This is a genomic window from Paenibacillus sp. J31R34 (assembly GCF_059383715.1).
In genome coordinates this window covers 36,066-54,584 of record NZ_JBXENU010000018.1, presented here as the reverse complement: position 1 = coordinate 54,584, position 18,519 = coordinate 36,066, and the positions used below count along the sequence as shown (strand labels likewise).

Annotated in this window: 33 protein-coding genes; all 33 read right to left on the bottom strand. The window is 45.9% G+C overall.

Features of this window, described 5'->3' with window-relative positions; translation table 11 throughout:
• Positions 1 to 33 precede the first annotated feature (33 nt).
• Entirely contained in the window at positions 34 to 429 is a 396-nt protein-coding gene (gene rpsK, locus AC50YG_RS30450; protein ID WP_046234250.1) for a 30S ribosomal protein S11, read from the bottom strand.
• 19 nt (positions 430 to 448) lie between these two features.
• Positions 449 to 817 (bottom strand): 30S ribosomal protein S13, encoded by a 369-nt coding sequence (gene rpsM / locus AC50YG_RS30445; RefSeq protein WP_341279774.1) that lies wholly within the window; start codon positions 815 to 817, stop codon positions 449 to 451.
• A gap of 18 nt (positions 818 to 835) precedes the next feature.
• Entirely contained in the window at positions 836 to 949 is a 114-nt protein-coding gene (gene rpmJ, locus AC50YG_RS30440; RefSeq protein ID WP_003333770.1) for a 50S ribosomal protein L36, read from the bottom strand.
• A 44-nt stretch (positions 950 to 993) separates the two neighbouring features.
• Positions 994 to 1,209, bottom strand: a complete 216-nt coding sequence (gene infA, locus AC50YG_RS30435; protein WP_046234248.1) for a translation initiation factor IF-1 — start codon at positions 1,207 to 1,209, stop codon at positions 994 to 996.
• A gap of 3 nt (positions 1,210 to 1,212) precedes the next feature.
• Positions 1,213 to 1,494, bottom strand: a complete 282-nt coding sequence (locus AC50YG_RS30430; RefSeq protein ID WP_046234247.1) for a KOW domain-containing RNA-binding protein — start codon at positions 1,492 to 1,494, stop codon at positions 1,213 to 1,215.
• Between the two features lie 7 nt (positions 1,495 to 1,501).
• Positions 1,502 to 2,263, bottom strand: a complete 762-nt coding sequence (gene map / locus AC50YG_RS30425; protein ID WP_494832438.1) for a type I methionyl aminopeptidase — start codon at positions 2,261 to 2,263, stop codon at positions 1,502 to 1,504.
• Positions 2,263 to 2,913 (bottom strand): adenylate kinase, encoded by a 651-nt coding sequence (locus tag AC50YG_RS30420; protein ID WP_494832436.1) that lies wholly within the window; start codon positions 2,911 to 2,913, stop codon positions 2,263 to 2,265. Before AC50YG_RS30420 ends, map begins: the two co-directional genes overlap by 1 nt.
• An 86-nt stretch (positions 2,914 to 2,999) precedes the next feature.
• Entirely contained in the window at positions 3,000 to 4,301 is a 1,302-nt protein-coding gene (gene secY, locus AC50YG_RS30415; protein ID WP_341279777.1) for a preprotein translocase subunit SecY, read from the bottom strand.
• The gene (rplO, locus tag AC50YG_RS30410; RefSeq protein ID WP_046234243.1) at positions 4,302 to 4,742 is read right to left on the bottom strand and encodes a 50S ribosomal protein L15; all 441 of its coding nucleotides are present in this window, start codon (positions 4,740 to 4,742) and stop codon (positions 4,302 to 4,304) included.
• Between the two features lie 44 nt (positions 4,743 to 4,786).
• Positions 4,787 to 4,966 carry a 50S ribosomal protein L30 gene (gene rpmD / locus AC50YG_RS30405; RefSeq protein ID WP_046234242.1) on the bottom strand — a complete coding sequence of 60 codons (180 nt, stop codon included), beginning with the start codon at positions 4,964 to 4,966 and terminating at the stop codon, positions 4,787 to 4,789.
• Positions 4,967 to 4,979: 13 nt separating this feature from the next.
• The gene (rpsE, locus tag AC50YG_RS30400) at positions 4,980 to 5,477 is read right to left on the bottom strand and encodes a 30S ribosomal protein S5 (protein WP_046234241.1); all 498 of its coding nucleotides are present in this window, start codon (positions 5,475 to 5,477) and stop codon (positions 4,980 to 4,982) included.
• A 30-nt stretch (positions 5,478 to 5,507) separates the two neighbouring features.
• Complete coding sequence (gene rplR, locus AC50YG_RS30395) at positions 5,508 to 5,876, bottom strand: 50S ribosomal protein L18 (RefSeq protein ID WP_046234240.1); 369 nt, start codon at positions 5,874 to 5,876, stop codon at positions 5,508 to 5,510.
• A gap of 60 nt (positions 5,877 to 5,936) precedes the next feature.
• Positions 5,937 to 6,479, bottom strand: coding sequence for a 50S ribosomal protein L6 (gene rplF, locus AC50YG_RS30390; protein WP_341279778.1), 543 nt, complete (start codon positions 6,477 to 6,479; stop codon positions 5,937 to 5,939).
• Positions 6,480 to 6,510: 31 nt separating this feature from the next.
• A complete protein-coding gene (gene rpsH / locus AC50YG_RS30385; protein ID WP_338553282.1) occupies positions 6,511 to 6,909 on the bottom strand; it encodes a 30S ribosomal protein S8 in 399 nt (132 codons plus the stop codon).
• Between the two features lie 31 nt (positions 6,910 to 6,940).
• Positions 6,941 to 7,126 carry a type Z 30S ribosomal protein S14 gene (locus tag AC50YG_RS30380; RefSeq protein WP_006037933.1) on the bottom strand — a complete coding sequence of 62 codons (186 nt, stop codon included), beginning with the start codon at positions 7,124 to 7,126 and terminating at the stop codon, positions 6,941 to 6,943.
• Between the two features lie 26 nt (positions 7,127 to 7,152).
• Complete coding sequence (rplE, locus tag AC50YG_RS30375) at positions 7,153 to 7,695, bottom strand: 50S ribosomal protein L5 (RefSeq protein ID WP_046234237.1); 543 nt, start codon at positions 7,693 to 7,695, stop codon at positions 7,153 to 7,155.
• A gap of 29 nt (positions 7,696 to 7,724) precedes the next feature.
• Complete coding sequence (gene rplX / locus AC50YG_RS30370) at positions 7,725 to 8,078, bottom strand: 50S ribosomal protein L24 (protein ID WP_074905002.1); 354 nt, start codon at positions 8,076 to 8,078, stop codon at positions 7,725 to 7,727.
• A gap of 58 nt (positions 8,079 to 8,136) precedes the next feature.
• On the bottom strand, positions 8,137 to 8,505 hold the full coding sequence (rplN, locus tag AC50YG_RS30365) for a 50S ribosomal protein L14 (RefSeq protein WP_046234236.1): 369 nt from the start codon (positions 8,503 to 8,505) through the stop codon (positions 8,137 to 8,139).
• A gap of 44 nt (positions 8,506 to 8,549) precedes the next feature.
• Positions 8,550 to 8,813, bottom strand: a complete 264-nt coding sequence (gene rpsQ, locus AC50YG_RS30360; RefSeq protein ID WP_341279781.1) for a 30S ribosomal protein S17 — start codon at positions 8,811 to 8,813, stop codon at positions 8,550 to 8,552.
• A 54-nt stretch (positions 8,814 to 8,867) separates the two neighbouring features.
• Positions 8,868 to 9,068: a 50S ribosomal protein L29 gene (rpmC, locus tag AC50YG_RS30355; RefSeq protein WP_046234234.1), complete on the bottom strand. Its 201-nt coding sequence runs from the start codon at positions 9,066 to 9,068 to the stop codon at positions 8,868 to 8,870.
• Positions 9,058 to 9,492, bottom strand: coding sequence for a 50S ribosomal protein L16 (gene rplP, locus AC50YG_RS30350; RefSeq protein WP_046234233.1), 435 nt, complete (start codon positions 9,490 to 9,492; stop codon positions 9,058 to 9,060). The genes rpmC and rplP overlap by 11 nt, the downstream gene beginning before the upstream one ends.
• 2 nt (positions 9,493 to 9,494) lie before the next feature.
• The gene (gene rpsC, locus AC50YG_RS30345) at positions 9,495 to 10,157 is read right to left on the bottom strand and encodes a 30S ribosomal protein S3 (protein WP_046234232.1); all 663 of its coding nucleotides are present in this window, start codon (positions 10,155 to 10,157) and stop codon (positions 9,495 to 9,497) included.
• A gap of 13 nt (positions 10,158 to 10,170) precedes the next feature.
• The gene (gene rplV / locus AC50YG_RS30340) at positions 10,171 to 10,506 is read right to left on the bottom strand and encodes a 50S ribosomal protein L22 (RefSeq protein WP_046234231.1); all 336 of its coding nucleotides are present in this window, start codon (positions 10,504 to 10,506) and stop codon (positions 10,171 to 10,173) included.
• Positions 10,507 to 10,548: 42 nt separating this feature from the next.
• Positions 10,549 to 10,827: a 30S ribosomal protein S19 gene (gene rpsS, locus AC50YG_RS30335; protein ID WP_338553285.1), complete on the bottom strand. Its 279-nt coding sequence runs from the start codon at positions 10,825 to 10,827 to the stop codon at positions 10,549 to 10,551.
• A gap of 64 nt (positions 10,828 to 10,891) precedes the next feature.
• A complete protein-coding gene (rplB, locus tag AC50YG_RS30330; protein WP_341279782.1) occupies positions 10,892 to 11,722 on the bottom strand; it encodes a 50S ribosomal protein L2 in 831 nt (276 codons plus the stop codon).
• Between the two features lie 17 nt (positions 11,723 to 11,739).
• Positions 11,740 to 12,033: a 50S ribosomal protein L23 gene (rplW, locus tag AC50YG_RS30325; protein ID WP_046234228.1), complete on the bottom strand. Its 294-nt coding sequence runs from the start codon at positions 12,031 to 12,033 to the stop codon at positions 11,740 to 11,742.
• A complete protein-coding gene (gene rplD / locus AC50YG_RS30320) occupies positions 12,033 to 12,656 on the bottom strand; it encodes a 50S ribosomal protein L4 (RefSeq protein WP_341279783.1) in 624 nt (207 codons plus the stop codon). The genes rplW and rplD overlap by 1 nt, the downstream gene beginning before the upstream one ends.
• A 27-nt stretch (positions 12,657 to 12,683) precedes the next feature.
• Positions 12,684 to 13,307 (bottom strand): 50S ribosomal protein L3, encoded by a 624-nt coding sequence (rplC, locus tag AC50YG_RS30315; protein ID WP_341279784.1) that lies wholly within the window; start codon positions 13,305 to 13,307, stop codon positions 12,684 to 12,686.
• A 46-nt stretch (positions 13,308 to 13,353) separates the two neighbouring features.
• Positions 13,354 to 13,662, bottom strand: a complete 309-nt coding sequence (gene rpsJ, locus AC50YG_RS30310; protein WP_046234225.1) for a 30S ribosomal protein S10 — start codon at positions 13,660 to 13,662, stop codon at positions 13,354 to 13,356.
• 484 nt (positions 13,663 to 14,146) lie between these two features.
• A complete protein-coding gene (locus AC50YG_RS30305) occupies positions 14,147 to 14,941 on the bottom strand; it encodes an ABC transporter ATP-binding protein (RefSeq protein WP_494832426.1) in 795 nt (264 codons plus the stop codon).
• Positions 14,941 to 15,858: an ABC transporter permease gene (locus AC50YG_RS30300; RefSeq protein ID WP_445933765.1), complete on the bottom strand. Its 918-nt coding sequence runs from the start codon at positions 15,856 to 15,858 to the stop codon at positions 14,941 to 14,943. The genes AC50YG_RS30305 and AC50YG_RS30300 overlap by 1 nt, the downstream gene beginning before the upstream one ends.
• Before the next feature lie 103 nt (positions 15,859 to 15,961).
• Entirely contained in the window at positions 15,962 to 17,023 is a 1,062-nt protein-coding gene (locus AC50YG_RS30295) for an ABC transporter substrate-binding protein (RefSeq protein ID WP_473755051.1), read from the bottom strand.
• Positions 17,024 to 17,221: 198 nt separating this feature from the next.
• On the bottom strand, positions 17,222 to 18,412 hold the full coding sequence (gene tuf, locus AC50YG_RS30290) for an elongation factor Tu (RefSeq protein WP_046234221.1): 1,191 nt from the start codon (positions 18,410 to 18,412) through the stop codon (positions 17,222 to 17,224).
• Positions 18,413 to 18,519 lie beyond the last annotated feature (107 nt).

Here is an 18,519-nt window from a genome sequence, read left to right as displayed (position 1 = left end):
AGTTGCTGTCATTTGATACCACAGTGGATCTAACTATACGCGACGACGTTTTGGTGGACGGCATCCGTTATGAGGCACTGGAGTAACGTCTTTAATCAGGTTAACTTCTAGACCTGCTGCTTGAAGCGAACGAATAGCTGCTTCACGACCAGCGCCTGGACCTTTAACCATAACCTCAACGGTTTTCATGCCATGTTCCATTGCTGCTTTAGCTGCAGTTTCAGCTGCCATTTGAGCTGCGAAAGGTGTGCTTTTACGCGAACCTCTGAAACCCATGTTACCGGAGCTTGCCCAAGAGATTGCATTGCCGTGAGGGTCCGTAATTGTAACAATCGTGTTATTGAAAGTCGAGCGAATGTGAGCGACGCCAGACTCAATATTTTTCCGATCACGACGTTTTGTACGAACGACTTTTTTCGGTTTTGCCATTATCCTATTTCACCTCTTCTTATTTCTTTTTGTTAGCTACAGTCCGACGAGGACCTTTACGCGTACGCGCATTTGTTTTCGTGCGTTGACCGCGAACAGGCAAACCACGACGGTGACGAACACCACGGTAACATCCGATTTCAATCAGACGTTTGATGTTAAGCGAAATTTCACGACGCAGGTCGCCTTCCACTTTAACGGATTTGTCAATTGCTTCACGAATTTTCGCAAGCTCATCTTCTGTCAAATCACGAACACGAGTGTCCGCGTTAACGCCAGTTGTGCTCAAGATTTTTTGTGAAGTCACTTTGCCAACACCGAAAATGTATGTCAGAGCGATTTCGACGCGCTTATCACGCGGCAAGTCTACACCAGCTATACGTGCCATAGGCCGTTATCCCTCCTTCTATCCTTGTTTTTGTTTGTGTTTCGGATTTTCACAAATCACCATAACGTTGCCTTTGCGACGAATGACTTTGCATTTTTCGCAAATCGGCTTAACCGAAGGTCTAACCTTCATTGTGATTACCTCCCGAATCTTTCGCTCGCAAACCGCAATGCGGCCTACTTACGATAGGTGATGCGCCCTTTTGTTAAATCATAAGGCGATAACTGTATAACCACCTTGTCTCCCGTCAGAATACGAATAAAGTGCATTCTGAGCTTACCGGAAACATGTGCGAGAATTTGATGACCGTTCTCCAGCTCCACCTTGAATGTGGCATTCGGCAACGGTTCGATCACCGTACCTTCGACCTCAATGATGTCTTCCTTAGCCAACCGTCATTCTCCTTTCGCATGTGCAAACTTCTGTATAACATAACGTAACTTGGTATTGGTCACCCTGCCTGATTCAAGCAAGCTGTTTACAACTTCGCTGCTTATAACAGGCTGTAACTCGAGATGCAGAACGTTCTTCTTCTTCGGCGAGTCAAAGCGCCGCTTATCGCCATCTACAATCATAACGAAACGTTCGTCAATGATGGATATGACGACCGCATAGCTGTCTTCATCCTTGCCCCGAAGCACTTTGACAATTTGGCCTACCTGCGGGAATTTATCCATCTCTGGCTCATTCCGCCTGTGGCTTCGAAAGCGTCAAAATTTCAAAACCATTCTCCGTTACGGCAACCGTATGCTCAAAATGAGCACACATCGAGCCGTCTTCCGTTACGACCGTCCAATTGTCTTCAAGCGTGCGGACATATCGTTCACCGATGTTCACCATAGGTTCGATGCAAAGCACCATTCCTGGCTCAAGCTTCGGTCCGCGACCTGGCAGGCCATAGTTCGGAATTTGTGGTTCCTCATGAAGCTTAGCTCCAATTCCATGACCAACAAACTCACGTACAACCGAGAAGCCAGCCGCTTCGACAACTTGCTGAACAGCATGGGATATCGTAAATAGCTTCTCATTCGGACGGATGAGATTCACGGCCGCATAAAGCGACTGTTCCGCTACATCCAGCAGCCTCTGTACTTCAGGCGTTACTGCGCCGACCGCGTAGGTCCATGCAGAGTCGCCATGATAGCCATTGTACTGCGCCCCGATATCAATACTAATAATATCGCCTTCGTTCAACTTCCGAGGTCCTGGAAAACCATGTACCAGCTCGTCATTTACAGAAGCGCAAATGCTGGCGGGAAAACCATTGTAACCTTTAAAAGAAGGCACGGCTCCTTGACTGCGAATGTAGTCTTCAGCTAGTTGATCAAGCTCAATGGTAGTAATACCCGGCTTCACCGACCTCGCCATCAACCGATGTGCATCCGCAACAATTCTGCCAGCTTCTCTCATATAGCGCAGCTCCGATTCGGATTTGCGTATAATCATTACAACGAACCTCGCAAGATGGAAGTAATGTCGGCTGTTACCGCATTAATTTCCTTCTCGCCATCGACTTCGCGAAGAAGACCTTTATCACTGTAATAATCAAGAAGTGGAGCAGTTTTGGAAATGTACTCATCAAGACGCGTTCCAACCTTCTCCTCCGTATCATCCGAACGCTGATACAACTCGCCACCGTCTTTATCACAGACGCCTTCTTGCTTCGGCGGATTGAACAGAATGTGATACGTCGTTCCGCATGTTTTGCAAATGCGTCTTCCAGTTAGGCGTGCCATGAGAAATCCACGATCAACCTTTAAATTAACGACATGGCTAATGCCTCGGTCAAGTTCCTTGAGCATGCCATCAAGCGCTTCGGCTTGTTGCAATGTCCGAGGAAAACCGTCCAGCAAAAACCCTTTATTACAATCGTCTAATGCAAGACGTTCTTTTACGATACCGTTCGTAATCTCATCGGGTACAAGCAGTCCTTTATCGACATACTCTTTCGCTTTGAGACCGAGCGCAGTGCCTTCTTTCATAGCAAGGCGGAATGCATCGCCTGTCGAGATGTGTGGTATACCAAACTCGGAAACGATTCGTTCAGCTTGCGTTCCTTTACCGGCTCCCGGAGGGCCCATGAATAAAATGTTCATTCGTGTTCCTCACTTTAAACACAATAGGCTCATGCGGGTCCGTACCATCGAAAGCGACGTCACGGAAGCCCGAACAGAACCTATTGTTATTTATTGATAAACCCTTTGTAATGGCGTTTGATCAACTGAGTTTCGATTTGCTTCATCGTATCAAGCGCAACGCCAATAACGATCAGAAGCGAAGTTCCGCCAAGTTGCACCGTACGCGGCAATCCTGCAAGTGATCCAAAGAGCACTGGCATTATCGAGATAACCGCTAGGAAAAGCGCGCCCGTCAATGTAATACGCGACATAACGCGAGTCAGATAAGAAGAAGTTGGCTTACCCGGGCGAATACCTGGGATATAACCACCATTCTTTTTCATTTGATCCGCCATTTGTACCGGATTAATTTGAACGAAGGTATAGAAGAAAGTGAATCCGATAATCAACAGTACATACAAGACCATACCAAGCGGTTTGTCATAATACATATTATTGATAATCCAGTTAGCCCATACCGATCCATTCCAGAACTGAGCAATCGTAACCGGGAACATCAGAAGCGACACCGCGAAAATAACCGGAATAACACCTGCTCCGTTTACTTTCATTGGGATATGCGTCGATTGTCCGCCGTACATTTTTCTGCCCACTACACGCTTAGCGTATTGAACCGGAATTTTACGAATCCCTTGCTGAACAAAGATTACTCCGACGATGATGGCAATGATCACAATTAGGATCAGAACCATTTTACCAATATTCCAGAACAATGCAGCTTCTTGACCAATAAATTGATCTTGCCAAATTGTACGGATGTGGCCTGGTATACCAGCAGCGATACCTGCAAAAATCAGGATCGAAATACCGTTACCAATACCACGCTCAGTAATTTGCTCGCCTAGCCACATCAAGAACGCAGTACCTGCAGTCAAGATGATAGCAACAACCAAATAATCAACGAAGGTCGCACCAGGAATCATCTCATTGCCATATTGGCGGTTGAAGCCGATTGCTGTTGCGAAACCCTGGACCAAACCAAGAATAACCGTGCCGTAACGTGTAATTTGCGCGAGCTTACGTTTGCCGTTCTCGCCTTCCTTCGCCCACTCTGCGAATTTAGGTATAACATCCATCGACAACAGCTGCACGATAATCGAAGCTGTAATATATGGCATAATCCCAATTGCAAAGATAGAGAATTTGAAAAGCGCTCCACCAGAAAACGTGTTAAGCAAGCCGAACAAATCTGCACCTGCGCGATCAACTTGTTTAAACACTTCTTTATTGATGCCCGGCACCGGAATGAAAGAACCAATCCGGTAGATGAGCAGGATGAAAAGCGTAAATAGAATGCGCGAGCGCAAATCCGCAACTTTCCAAATGTTGGACACGGTTTTGAACAATTAGATCACCTCGGTTTTACCGCCGGCAGCCTGGATTTTCTCTACCGCAGATTGAGAGAACTTGCTTGCTTTTACAGTCAGTTGGACGTTGATTTCACCGTTACCCAAAATCTTAATGCCCGCTAGTGGATTTTTTACAATCCCTTGCTCAAGAAGAACTTCTGGAGTGACTTCGGTGCCTGCTGCAAAGCTGTTAAGCTCTTCAATGTTGATTATGGCATACTCTTTACGGAAACGGTTGTTAAATCCGCGTTTCGGTACACGACGGTACAATGGGTTTTGACCACCCTCGAAACCAGGACGAACACCGCCGCCGGAGCGAGCATTTTGACCTTTGTGACCACGTCCAGCTGTTTTACCGTTACCGGTACCAATACCGCGACCTTTACGTTTTGGCGTTTGCTTGGAACCTGGTGCTGGTGCGAGTTCATGCAATTTCATCGTTCTTGCACCTCCTTGTTTATTTCTTGGTATGAATGACTATCTTATACTTCTTCGACTTTAACCAAGTGGCTAACATGTTTAACCATGCCGCGAATAGCTACAGTATCGTTCAACTCAACGGTTTGACGGATTTTACGAAGTCCCAGCGATGCTACAGTAGCACGCTGTTTCTCGTTACGGCCGATCAAACTGCGAACGAGGGTGATTTGCAATTTTGCCATCGTATACCCCTCCTTAACCTAACAGCTCTTCGACAGTTTTACCACGAAGCTTCGCAACATCTTCAGCACGTTTCAAACGTGAAAGACCTTCGAGCGTTGCGTTAACCATGTTCATGGAGTTCGAAGAACCGAGGGATTTCGTCAAAATATCGCCAACGCCAGCAAGTTCAAGAACTGCACGAACTGGGCCACCAGCGATAACACCTGTACCTTCGGATGCCGGCTTCAGGAGAACTTCTCCAGCGCCGAAATGTCCTAGCACAAGGTGAGGAATTGTTGTACCAACGATTGGAACATGAATCAGGTTTTTCTTAGCATCTTCGATACCTTTGCGGATTGCATCAGGTACTTCGCCTGCTTTACCGATTCCTGCGCCAACATAGCCGTTGCCGTCGCCAACTACTACCAATGCACTAAAGCTGAAGCGGCGTCCGCCTTTAACAACTTTGGCAACACGGTTGATGTTGACAACTTTTTCAGTAAGTTCTAACGTATTCGGATCTATACGCAAGTCGTTTAACCTCCTTATAAGTAAAGTCGATTAGAATTCCAGACCAGCTTCGCGAGCTGCATCAGCAAGCGCCTGAATTCTTCCGTGATACAAGTAACCACCACGATCAAATACTACTTGGTTTACACCTTTCGCTTGAGCGCGTTTAGCAAGCAATTCGCCAACTTTACGAGCAGCTTCGACGCTGCCGCCGTTGCCGATAGCTTCAGTCAGCTCTTTGTCTTGTGTAGAAGCAGCAGCAAGTGTTACTCCTTGTACATCATCGATCAATTGAGCATACATATGCTTAGCGGAACGAAACACAGACAGACGTGGGCGTGCAACCGTTCCATTGATTTTTTTACGAACACGCAAGTGTCTTTTCAGACGTGCCTTGTTTTTATCGCCTTTCGTAATCATTCAAGGTTCACTCCTTTCCAATTCCTCATACCGCTATGTTAAGCAGCCATGTCAGACTGCTTATTTCTTCTTACCAGCTTTACCTTCTTTGCGAATAATGCGCTCGCCTTCGTACTTGATACCTTTACCTTTATACGGCTCAGGCTCACGTACAGAACGGATTTTGGCAGCAAATGCGCCAACGAGTTCTTTATCGATTCCGCGAACAGTAATTTTCGTGTTCGCAGGAACGTCGAATTCGATTCCGCCTTCAGGAGCGATTTCCACTGGGTGAGAGTAACCAACGTTAAGAACGATTTTCTCACCATTTTTGCTTGCACGATAACCTACGCCAACGAGTTCAAGATTTTTCGAGAATCCGTCAGTAACTCCGCTCACCATGTTAGCGATGATGCTGCGAGTAGTACCGTGCAAAGAGCGATGCAATTTATTGTCAGAAGGACGTTCAATGACGATTTCAGTTTCACTCACATTGACTTTCATATCTTTGTGAAATTCACGGGAAAGCGTTCCTTTAGGTCCTTTAACAGTAATAAGTGTGTTTTCCAAGTTGATTGTTACGCCGTTAGGCACTTGGATTGGCTTGCGACCAATACGGGACATCGTTACACCTCCAATCTTTGTGACTTGTTAATTACCAAACGTAGCAGACGACTTCGCCGCCAGCTTTGCCTTGACGTGCTTCTTTATCAGTCATAATCCCTTTGGACGTGGAAATAATAGCAATTCCCAGACCGCCCAGTACACGAGGGATCTCATTAGATTTTGTATAAACGCGAAGTCCTGGTTTAGAAATACGTTTCAGACCAGTGATTACACGCTCTTGGCTCGGGCCGTATTTCAAGAAAATACGGATAATCCCTTGCTTGTTATCCTCGATATATTCAGCATCGCGGATGAAACCCTCACGCTTCAGAATTTCAGCGATTTCCTTCTTCACTTTCGAAGCGGGCATTTCAACGGTTTCATGACGAACAAGGTTCGCATTGCGAATGCGTGTCAGCATATCTGCAATCGGATCAGACATAACCATTTGTGTTAACCTCCTTCCCGAACTAGGCTTATTACCAGCTTGCTTTCTTAACGCCAGGGATCTGGCCTTTGTATGCTAACTCACGGAAACAAATCCGGCAAACTTTAAACTTTTGCAAAACAGAGTGCGGACGGCCACAACGTTCACAGCGCGTGTACGCACGCACTTTAAATTTCGGTGTACGCTGTTGCTTCACTTTCATCGAAGTTTTTGCCACTGGGTATTACACCTCCTAAAAGTGGATTACTTCGCAAACGGCATACCCAATTGGGTGAGCAATTCGCGAGATTCTTCGTCCGTTTTTGCCGTCGTCACGATGACGATATCCATACCACGAACTTTATCAACTTTATCGTATTCAATCTCCGGGAAGATCAATTGCTCTTTCAAACCCAGTGTGTAGTTACCGCGACCGTCAAATGCTTTTGAAGATACGCCGCGGAAGTCACGAACACGTGGGAGGGAGATGTTGAACAGCTTATCCAGGAAGTAATACATACGCTCGCCGCGCAGTGTTACTTTAACCCCGATTGGCATGTTCTCACGAAGTTTGAAGCCGGCAATGGACTTCTTCGCGCGAGTTACAACCGGTTTTTGACCGGCGATTTGACGAAGCTCATCAACAGCAACATCAAGTACTTTCGAGTTAGCAACAGCTTCGCCGACACCCATATTGATGACGACTTTCTCGATTTTAGGCACTTGCATAACTGTTGTATAGTTAAACTTCTGCATCAGAGCAGGAGTGATCTCGTTAAGAAAACGATCCTTCATTCTTGCAGCCATGATTCATGGTCCTCCTTCCTACAGTAACGTTAGTCGATTACTTCGCCGGAACGTTTTGCGATCCGAACTTTTTTGCCGTTATCAAGCACTTTATATCCAATGCGAGTTACTTTACCGCTCTTCGGATCAATGTGCATCACGTTCGATACGTGGATCGGCGCTTCTTGCTCGATGATACCGCCCTGCGGGTTAGCCTGCGATGGACGAGTATGCTTTTTAACCATATTGACGCCTTCTACAAGTACGCGGTTTTCACGCGGATATGCAGCGATTACACGGCCTTTTTTGCCTTTATCCTTACCGGAAATGACGATGACCGTATCATCTTTTTTAACGTGCAATTTATTGTTATGCGATTCAAGAATTTTTTTCAATCTTGGCATGAGTTACACCTCCTGCATGCTTGATGATCAAGCTATTGCAATCCCTTGGGGACTTTTATTAGATAACTTCTGGTGCAAGCGATACGATTTTCATGAAATCTTTATCGCGCAGCTCACGAGCAACTGGTCCAAAAATACGAGTACCACGTGGGCTCTTGTCTTCCTTAACGATTACAGCTGCATTTTCGTCAAATGCGATATAGGAACCGTCTTTACGACGAACCGTACGCTTTGTACGAACGATAACTGCTTTAACAACATCACCTTTTTTGACAACGCCGCCTGGTGTTGCTTGTTTAACGGAACAAACGATTAAATCGCCGATAGCCGCTACGCGACGACCAGTTCCACCAAGTACACGGATACACATCAGTTCTTTAGCTCCTGAGTTGTCAGCGACACGCAAACGGGAAAATGGTTGAATCATGTCAACGTCCTCCTTTCGGACAAAACTAGATTACATTTTCAAACTTAAAGGACAATCGCTACTTCAACAATCTCCACGAGTCTGAAGCGTTTGTCTTTCGAAAGCGGACGAGTTTCCATAATTTTTACAACATCACCGATTTTAGCAGTGTTGTTCTCATCATGGGCTTTGAACTTTTTCGTGGATTTGATACGTTTATGGTACAGGCTGTGTTTTTTATATGTTTCAATAGCAACAACAACTGTTTTATCCATTTTGTCACTCACCACTTTACCGACTAACACTTTGCGGGCATTACGTTCGCTCATGTTCTTCCTCCTTCCTTAAACCTTGGCAATTTTTCCTTAGTTAAGGACTACTATTTAGCTGCTGATTCCGAGTTCTCTTTCACGCAAGATGGTTTTAGCACGAGCAATTTCTCTCCGTACGTCACGAATCCGTGTCGGATTGTCCAGTTGGCCAGTAGCCAATTGGAAACGAAGGTTAAATAGCTCCTCTTTAAAACCATTTACCTTTTGTTCGATCTCAGCAGAGGTTAGGTTACGAAATTCACTAGCCTTCATTTGCTTCACCACCTACTTCTTCGCGTTTCACGAACTTCGTTTTAACAGGCAGTTTGTGTGACGCAAGACGCATTGCTTCGCGAGCAACCTCTTCAGGCACTCCAGCAAGCTCAAACATAATTTTGCCTGGCTTAACGACAGCAACCCATTTCTCAACGTTACCTTTACCGCTACCCATACGAACCTCGAGAGGCTTTTGAGTGATTGGCTTAGCAGGGAAAATCTTGATCCATACTTTACCACCACGTTTGATGTAACGAGTCATAGCAATACGAGCCGATTCGATTTGACGGTTCGTAATCCATGACGGCTCAAGCGCTTGAAGACCGTATTCTCCGAAAGAAACTTCAGTACCGCCTTTAGCGCGACCTTTCATATGTCCGCGTTGTTGCTTGCGGTGTTTGACACGTTTAGGTACCAACATGATTAGTTGCCTCCTTCCTGGGGAGCTTTCTTCTTAACCGGAAGGACTTCGCCACGGTAGATCCAAACTTTTACACCGATACGACCATAAGTCGTATGCGCTTCAGCTGTACCATAATCGATATCAGCACGAAGGGTATGAAGTGGAACTGTACCTTCGCTATAGCCTTCTGAACGAGCAATTTCAGCACCACCGAGACGTCCGCTAACAGCGGTTTTGATCCCTTTAGCGCCAGCACGCATCGAACGTTGGATCGCTTGTTTCAAAGCACGACGGAAAGAAACACGACGCTCCAGCTGTTGTGCGATACTTTCTGCTACAAGAATAGCATCCATATCTGCTTGTTTAATTTCAGAAATATTGATGTGAACTTTTTTGCCTTTAGTGATTTTACCAAGCTCCGTGCGCAGGTTCTCCACTTCGGAACCGCCTTTACCGATAACCATACCCGGCTTAGCAGTTTGAATCGTCACGTTAACACGGTTAGCCGCGCGCTCGATTTCGATATGGGATACTGCCGCATCCTTAAGTTTGTTCTTTAGGTATTCACGAATTTTTACGTCTTCAATCAGAAGATCGCCGAAGTCTTTGCCTGCGTACCATTTGGATTCCCAATCACGGATAATCCCAACACGAAGACCGACCGGATTTACCTTTTGACCCACACGTTATCCCTCCTTATTTCTCAGATACCACCAAAGTGATGTGGCTGGTTCTTTTGTTGATTTTGCTTGCACGTCCCATTGCACGTGGGCGGAAACGTTTCATAGTTGGACCTTGGTTAACGAAAGCCTGGGAAATAACCAGCTTGTTAACGTCCAATTGATAGTTATGCTCAGCGTTAGCAATAGCAGAGTTCAGCAGCTTCTCCAAAATCGGGGAAGCAGATTTAGGCGTGTGACGCAGAATCGCGATTGCCTCGCCAACTTTCTTGCCGCGAATCAAATCCGCAACGAGTTGAGCTTTACGAGGAGCAATACGTACGAATCTCAAATGCGCTTTAGCTTCAGACATGTGTGAACCTCCTTTCAATCGATAAAGATCTTATAGGCAAAATTATCTTCTGCCCGTTTTCTTATCGTCATCATGACCTTTGTACGTACGAGTTGGTGCAAACTCACCGAGCTTGTGTCCAACCATATCTTCCGTTACCCATACTGGTACGTGCTTGCGGCCGTCATAAACGCCGAAAGTGTGGCCAATAAATTGCGGGAAAATTGTCGAGCGGCGGGACCAAGTTTTGATCACGACTTTTTTGTTTGATTCATTCAAATCCTCGACTTTTTTGAGCAGGTAGCCGTCAACAAACGGTCCTTTTTTCAAACTGCGACCCATGTGGAGTCCTCCCTTCGCGGAACATAACGTGACTCTATGTCACGCAGCTTCATTTAAGCAGTTATTACTTCGTACGACGACGAATAATATATTGGCTCGAAGCTTTTTTCTTCTTGCGGGTTTTGAAACCAAGTGTTGGTTTGCCCCAAGGAGACATTGGCGATTTACGACCGATAGGAGCGCGACCTTCACCACCACCGTGTGGGTGATCGTTAGGGTTCATTACTACGCCGCGGACTTCTGGACGTCTGTTCATCCAACGGGAACGGCCGGCTTTACCGATTTTCACGAGTTCGTGATCTTCGTTACCAACAGAACCGATTGTTGCACGGCAAGTTCTCAGAATGCGACGAACTTCACCGGAAGAAAGACGGATCGAAACGTAAACTTCTTCTTTACCAAGAAGCTGAGCTTCAGTACCAGCAGCACGAACCAATTGTCCGCCTTTACCTGGTTGCAATTCAATGTTGTGGATAACCGAACCAACAGGAATGTTACCAAGTGGAAGAGTGTTACCTACTTTAATATCAGCAGTAGGACCGGACATTACTTGATCTCCAACTTTAAGACCTTTTGGAGCGATAATGTAGGCTTTCTCACCATCAGCGTAGTGGATCAGAGCAATGTTGGAAGTACGGTTCGGATCGTATTCGATCGTTGCCACTTTACCAGCAATTCCATCCTTAAGACGCTTGAAGTCGATAATCCGATATTTACGTTTGTGTCCGCCGCCTTGATGACGAACCGTAATTTTACCTTGGTTGTTACGACCAGCTTTTTTGAAAAGTGGTGCTAGTAACGATTTCTCCGGTGTGTCTGTTGTGATCTCTTCGAAAGTCGAGACCGACATACCACGACGTGCAGGAGAGGTCGGTTTATACTTTTTAATTGGCACTTGAATTTCCTCCTTTTCTAAACAGACGTTTCAAAGAACTCAAGTTCTTTGCTATCATCGCTCAGTTGAACGATTGCTTTTTTCCATTCGGATCTATAACCGCTATATTTACCATAGCGTTTAGGTTTACCAGCCACACGCATTGTGTTAACGCTAGTAACCTTAACTTTGAAAATTTGCTCAATAGCGTTTTTGATTTCCGTTTTGTTAGAGCGAAGATCAACTTCGAACACGTAACGTTTGGAAACCATGTATTCGCTAGTACGTTCTGTAATAACAGGACGTTTAATAATATCGCGAGGGTTTTTCATTACGCAAACACCTCCTGTACTTTCTCAACAGCATCTTTAGTGATGATGAGCTTGTCATATACAAGTACATCCAGAACATTAATGCCGTCAGCTGCAACGAATTTCACACCTGGGATGTTACGAGCAGACAATGCTACATTGTCATCATAGCTAGGCAAAACAACAAGCGCTTTACGAGCCACTTTCAGATTGTTCAGAATCGCTACGAATTCTTTCGTCTTAGGAGCCGAGAACGACAATTGATCAAGAACGATAATTTCGTTAGCGATCACCTTCGAAGATAGAGCCGATTTGATTGCCAAACGACGAACTTTCTTAGGAAGCTTGAATCCGTAAGAGCGTGGAGTCGGTCCAAATACTGTACCGCCGCCAACCCATTGCGGGGAGCGAATGCTACCTTGACGAGCACGGCCAGTTCCTTTTTGTTTCCAAGGCTTACGACCGCCACCACGTACTTCAGAGCGTCCTTTAGTTTTGTGAGTTCCTGCACGCTCAGCAGCTTGCTGAAGCGTAACAGCGCTGTGTAGAACGTGTTTGTTAGGCTCGATACCGAATACGCTATCTGCCAATTCAACTTCGCCTACTTGCGAACCGCTCACATTGTATAATGTTACTTTAGGCATTTATTGTTCCTCCTTTCTTCTAAGAATTTATTTCTTAACGGTAAGTTTAACTTTCACAAAACCGTTTTTAGGACCTGGTATAGAACCTTTAACTAGCAACACGTTACGCTCAGCGTCTACGCGGATAACTTCAAGCTTTTGGATCGTGATAGCTTCAGTACCCATGTGACCTGGAAGGCGTTTGCCTTTCGGTACGCGGTTCGCTTGAATCGAACCCATGGAACCTGGACCACGGTGGTAACGGGAACCGTGAGACATAGGACCCGTGCTTTGTCCCCAACGTTTAATAACGCCGGCAAAGCCTTTACCTTTAGAAATACCTGTTACGTCAACGAATTCGCCTTCTGCGAAAAGGTCAGCTTTAACCACTTGACCTACTTCGTAGTCACCCAATTGAATGCCGCGAATTTCACGAACGTAGCGCTTAGGAGTAGCTCCCGCTTTTTTAGCGTGGCCAATTTCCGGCTTAATAGTTCTGCTTTCTTTCTTGTCGGCATAACCGAGTTGAACAGCTTCGTAACCATCAGTTTCCTGGTCTTTCTTCTGCAAAACGACACATGGTCCAGCTTCGATAACCGTAACCGGAATTACGTTACCTTCAGCAGTAAACACTTGAGTCATTCCAAGTTTTTTACCTAAGATACCTTTCATGTTGACACCTCATTTCCCTTCTATATCACATATACTGGTGTTGCTTTTACAGTTTGATTTCGATATCTACACCGGATGGTAAATCCAGGCGCATCAACGCATCAACCGTTTGCGGCGTAGGGTTAACAATGTCGATCAAGCGTTTATGTGTACGCATTTCGAATTGTTCCCTGGAATCCTTGTACTTGTGCACCGCACGGAGAATGGTGATGATTTGCTTTTCCGTTGGAAGCGGAATCGGCCCGGAAACACTCGCTCCGGAACGTTTTGCAGTTTCCACAATTTTCTCTGCGGATTGATCAAGAATCCTATGATCGTACGCTTTCAAGCGAATACGAATCTTTTGCTTTGCCATATAAGTCCCTCCTTCTATCGCCCAATTTATTATCGGACATACTCCATGAGAAAACCCGGCACATGCCCCATGGCAAAGGGGCCGGGTGTGTCGGCAACCTCTCACATCATCGCAACGTCACAGACCAACAGACATTATTATAACGAAATGAATAGGCAAATGCAAGCAGAACTTTGCTTTCATGCTAATTTCAATTAAATTAGCGTCCATTCATCCTTTTATGAAGGAATATAGAGCCTCTGATGCTATTAGCTTAGACATTTTGCCAGCCCCATAAACAAAAAGATTGCAGTACCTTCTATATATAATAGAAGAAACGCATCCGAACACCTTCATCTGATGGCAGCAAACCGCTAAAACAGCAGAAGATCGCACTTCTGTCAGTACATTGGCAAGCTTTCACCCATGACCCGACAGAAAAGCGATCTTCTATGCTTTATTAATCATGTATTGCTCCGATCAAACATCCACCCTATGCCTGTTGCTAGCCTAGCACAATCCGATCGTCGGCCAGTTTCTTGCCGCTAATTTGCTCGAATTCGTTGAGCAGCTGCGCTACAGTCAGCTCCTTCTTGCGCTGCTCGTTAACATCAAGAATGATTCGGCCCTTGTCCATCATAATAAGCCGGTTGCCTAGACGGATTGCCTGCTCCATATTATGCGTCACCATCAGCGTCGTCAGCTTCATTTCGTGTACAAGCGAATCCGTGAGCGCTGTAATCAGCTCTGCGCGAGCAGGATCAAGCGCGGCCGTGTGCTCATCAAGCAGCAATATTTGAGGCTTTGTAAAGGTCGCCATCAGGAGGCTAAGCGCTTGCCGCTCTCCACCTGATAGAAGGCCAACCTTTGCGCCCAGGCGGTTCTCAAGCCCAATGCCGAGCCTTGAAAGCTGCTCCTTGAAAAAAGCGCGCTTGGCCGGCGTCACTCCTAGCATGAGCCCACGCGGCTTGCCTCTTTTATAAGCCATCGCCAGATTTTCCTCAATCGTCATGCGCGGCGCTGTGCCCGCCATTGGATCTTGAAATACTCTGCCGATCCATTTGCTGCGTTTATACTCGGGAAGCAGTGTCATTTTATCCCCAGCAATTTCAACATCGCCGGCATCTGGGCGCATGACACCCGATATAATATTCATCAAAGTAGACTTGCCTGCTCCATTACTTCCAATGACCGTAACAAAATCGCCCGGCTTCAGATGAAGATTAATGTTAATTAAAGCTGTCTTTTCATCAACAGTTCCTGGATTAAAAAGCTTGGACACCTTTGAAATGTTCAGCATTACTGCCCACCTCCACGTTGTACAGGATCAGTAAGCAGCTCCGCCGAGCGTTTGCGGGCCATTTTTTTCTGCTTAAACGATTTCTGAATGGTTGGAACAACAAGGGCAACAATAACGATTACCGCAGTAATCAGCTTTAAGTCAGAAGCTTTGAGCCACTCGACCCGGTAGGCAATCGTAATAATGATTCGATACACAATGGAACCAAGAACGACAGCCAGCGTGGCCCAAAAAACTTTACGAGCTCCAAAAATAGCCTCGCCAATAATAACGGAAGCCAAACCGACGACGATAACGCCGATCCCCATGGAAATATCAGCAGCAGTGGACTGCTGTGCGAATAAACCGCCTGATAAAGCAACGAGTGCGTTGGAGAGGGATATACCGATGATTTTAGTAGTTTCCGTGTTGGAGCCAAAGCTTCGAATCATCCGCTCATTATCTCCCGTTGCGCGCAGGCTTAGCCCTAAATCGGTATGCAGAAATAAATCCAGGAGCAGCTTGGTCACAATAACAACGATAACGACAATAACAAGTACGTTGCTAGTCGTAAAAATCGTATCCATGCCATATACGGACACATTAGGCTTGCCCATGATCCGCAGATTAATGGAATAAAGGGCTATCATCATAATAATGCCGGATAGCAGGCCATTTATTTTACCTTTTGTATGCAAAAGCCCGGTAATGGCTCCCGCCACTGCACCGCCAGCAAAAGCAGCAATAGTAGCTACCCAGGGTGATGCACCATTCGTAATCAAAATCATAGCAATGCCGCCACCTGTAGTGAAGCTGCCTTCTACAGTCAAATCCGGAAAATCTAATATACGATACGTAATGTAGACGCCAAGCGCCATCAAAGCATAAATTAAACCAAGCTCAATTGCACCAGGCATCGATTTCAATAAACTAAGCAATTGGGAACCTCCTCATGGCAAACGGGGGAATTGTAAACGGCTACTGCCGTCTAATGGCGACAATAGCCGTTACATTGTAAAAAAATGCCCGTTAAGTTACAAACTATTCAATAATGTTGGAAGCGGCATCCTTGACTTGATTTTTCATCTCATCGGTTACGTTAATGCCTTGTTCCTTAGCTGCCTTCATGTTCAAAATAAGATCCAGCTTGTCCGGCACGGTTACTTTCATTTCGCCCGGCTTTTTGCCATTTTTCAAGATATCCACAGCCATTTGGCCTACTTGGTAACCGTGGTCATAATATTTGAAGCCAATTGTTGCAAAAGCGCCGCGCTCAACCGTATCACGATCACTCGCAAAAAACGGAAGATCATTATCATTAGCTGTTTTAATTAGTGTATCCAGACTGCTCACTACTGAATTATCCAAAGTAATATACAGTGCGTCTACTTTACCCACAAGGGAAGCAACTGCTTGCTGTACTTCTGATGTGTTGCTCACAGCTGCACGAACAAGCTTAATGTCATGCTTAGCAAGCGCTTCTTCTGCAATTTTTGCCATGACAACTGCATTAGGCTCACCTTCATTAATAACAAGGCCAACATTTTTCACTTTCGGGAAATTAGCAGCTACAAAATCCATTAGCTCTGTAATCGCTGAAGGATTTGTATCGGACGCTCCAGACACAAGACCGCCTGGGGCATCAAGATTTGTAACAAGCTTGGAATCAATCGGATCGGTAACCGCTGCAAAAAGCACAGGACGATCAGTCACTTCTTTCACTAGCGCTTGTGCTGATGGTGTAGCAATACCTAACGCCAAATCACTTTTATCGGCCGCGATCTTTTGAGCCAGCGTTTGGTTGTTCGCTTGATCTGCTTGCGCCGTATTAAAATCAATGGTCAAATTCTGACCTTCAACCAAGCCCGCATCCTTCAAGGCCGCTATAAATCCTTCTCTCGTAGCGTCTAGCGACGGATGTTCTACATATTGTGAAATCGAAATTTTATAATTTTCTTTCGCTCCACTGTCTGTTGCTTCAGCAGAACTGCTTGGTGCAGTTGAAGCCTGCTCCCCTGTGTTACCCGATCCTTTATTGCCCCCACATGCCGAAATGACCAAAACGAGTACTAGCATTAATCCTACCCACATATTTTTCTTCATCATCTCTAAAATCCTCCCCTACATAATAAGCTGCATTTGTCTAAGTTCCCATAAGGTTTCCTTCTATTGCAGCTGTATACATCTTATTTCATATTAAAGGCGATACAGCAGCGCCGTCAATGACTTGTCCATGGAAAATAAAAAACCTCTCACCGAGGTGAGAGGTTCAAGTCGTGCGCGGCTTAAAGCCGCACGCGATTATTTTTGAATAGTTGCTACAGCGCCAGCGCCTACAGTACGGCCGCCTTCACGGATGGAGAAACGAGTTCCCTCTTCAACCGCGATTGGAGCGATAAGCTCAACAGTAACTGTGATGTTGTCGCCAGGCATAACCATTTCAGTACCTTCTGGAAGGTTGATGATACCAGTAACGTCAGTTGTACGGAAGTAGAACTGTGGACGGTATCCAGTGAAGAAAGGCTTGTGACGGCCACCCTCTTCTTTAGTCAGAACGTAGATTTGTGCAGTGAAGTTAGTGTGTGGTTTAACCGAACCCGGTTTAGCCAATACTTGTCCACGCTCAATATCTTTACGGTCTACACCACGAAGCAATGCGCCAACGTTGTCGCCTGCTTGAGCGGAATCAAGCAATTTACGGAACATTTCAACGCCAGTTACAACGGATTTGCGGGACTCTTCAGCAAGACCGATAATTTCGATCTCGTCGCCTACTTTGATAACGCCACGCTCAACACGGCCAGTTGCTACTGTACCACGGCCAGTGATTGTGAAAACGTCCTCGACAGGCATAAGGAAAGGTTTCGCAACATCGCGCTCAGGAGTTGGGATGTAAGTATCAACTTGCTCGAAGAGCTCGATGATTTTGTCAGCCCAAGGACCTTCTGGGTTTTGCAGAGCTTCACGAGCAGCACCGCGGATGATTGGAGTGTCGTCGCCTGGGAACTCATACTCGGAAAGAAGGTCGCGAACTTCCATCTCAACCAGTTCAAGAAGCTCTTCGTCTTCAACCATGTCGCATTTGTTCAGGAATACAACGATGTAAGGAACGCCAACTTGCTTGGACAGCAAGATGTGCTCACGAGTTTGTGGCATAGGACCATCAGCTGCGGAAACTACCAGGATTGCTCCGTCCATTTGTGCAGCACCAGTGATCATGTTTTTTACATAGTCGGCGTGACCTGGGCAGTCAACGTGAGCGTAGTGACGAGCTGGCGTCTCATACTCAACGTGAGCTGTCGAGATCGTGATACCGCGCTCGCGCTCTTCTGGAGCTTTATCGATTTGGTCAAAAGCAATAGCAGCACCGCCGTATTTTTTGGAAAGTACAGTAGTGATTGCTGCAGTCAGAGTCGTTTTACCGTGATCGACGTGACCAATAGTACCGATATTAACGTGCGGTTTGTTACGTTCAAATTTAGCTTTTCCCATTGAACTTAATCCTCCTCAATATTTAAAAGGTTTTATATGGTGGCTGAGCACTTGCTTGCTTAGCAAGCTGTAATGCCAACCGGAGTAAAAAAGACCAGCCTAGACAA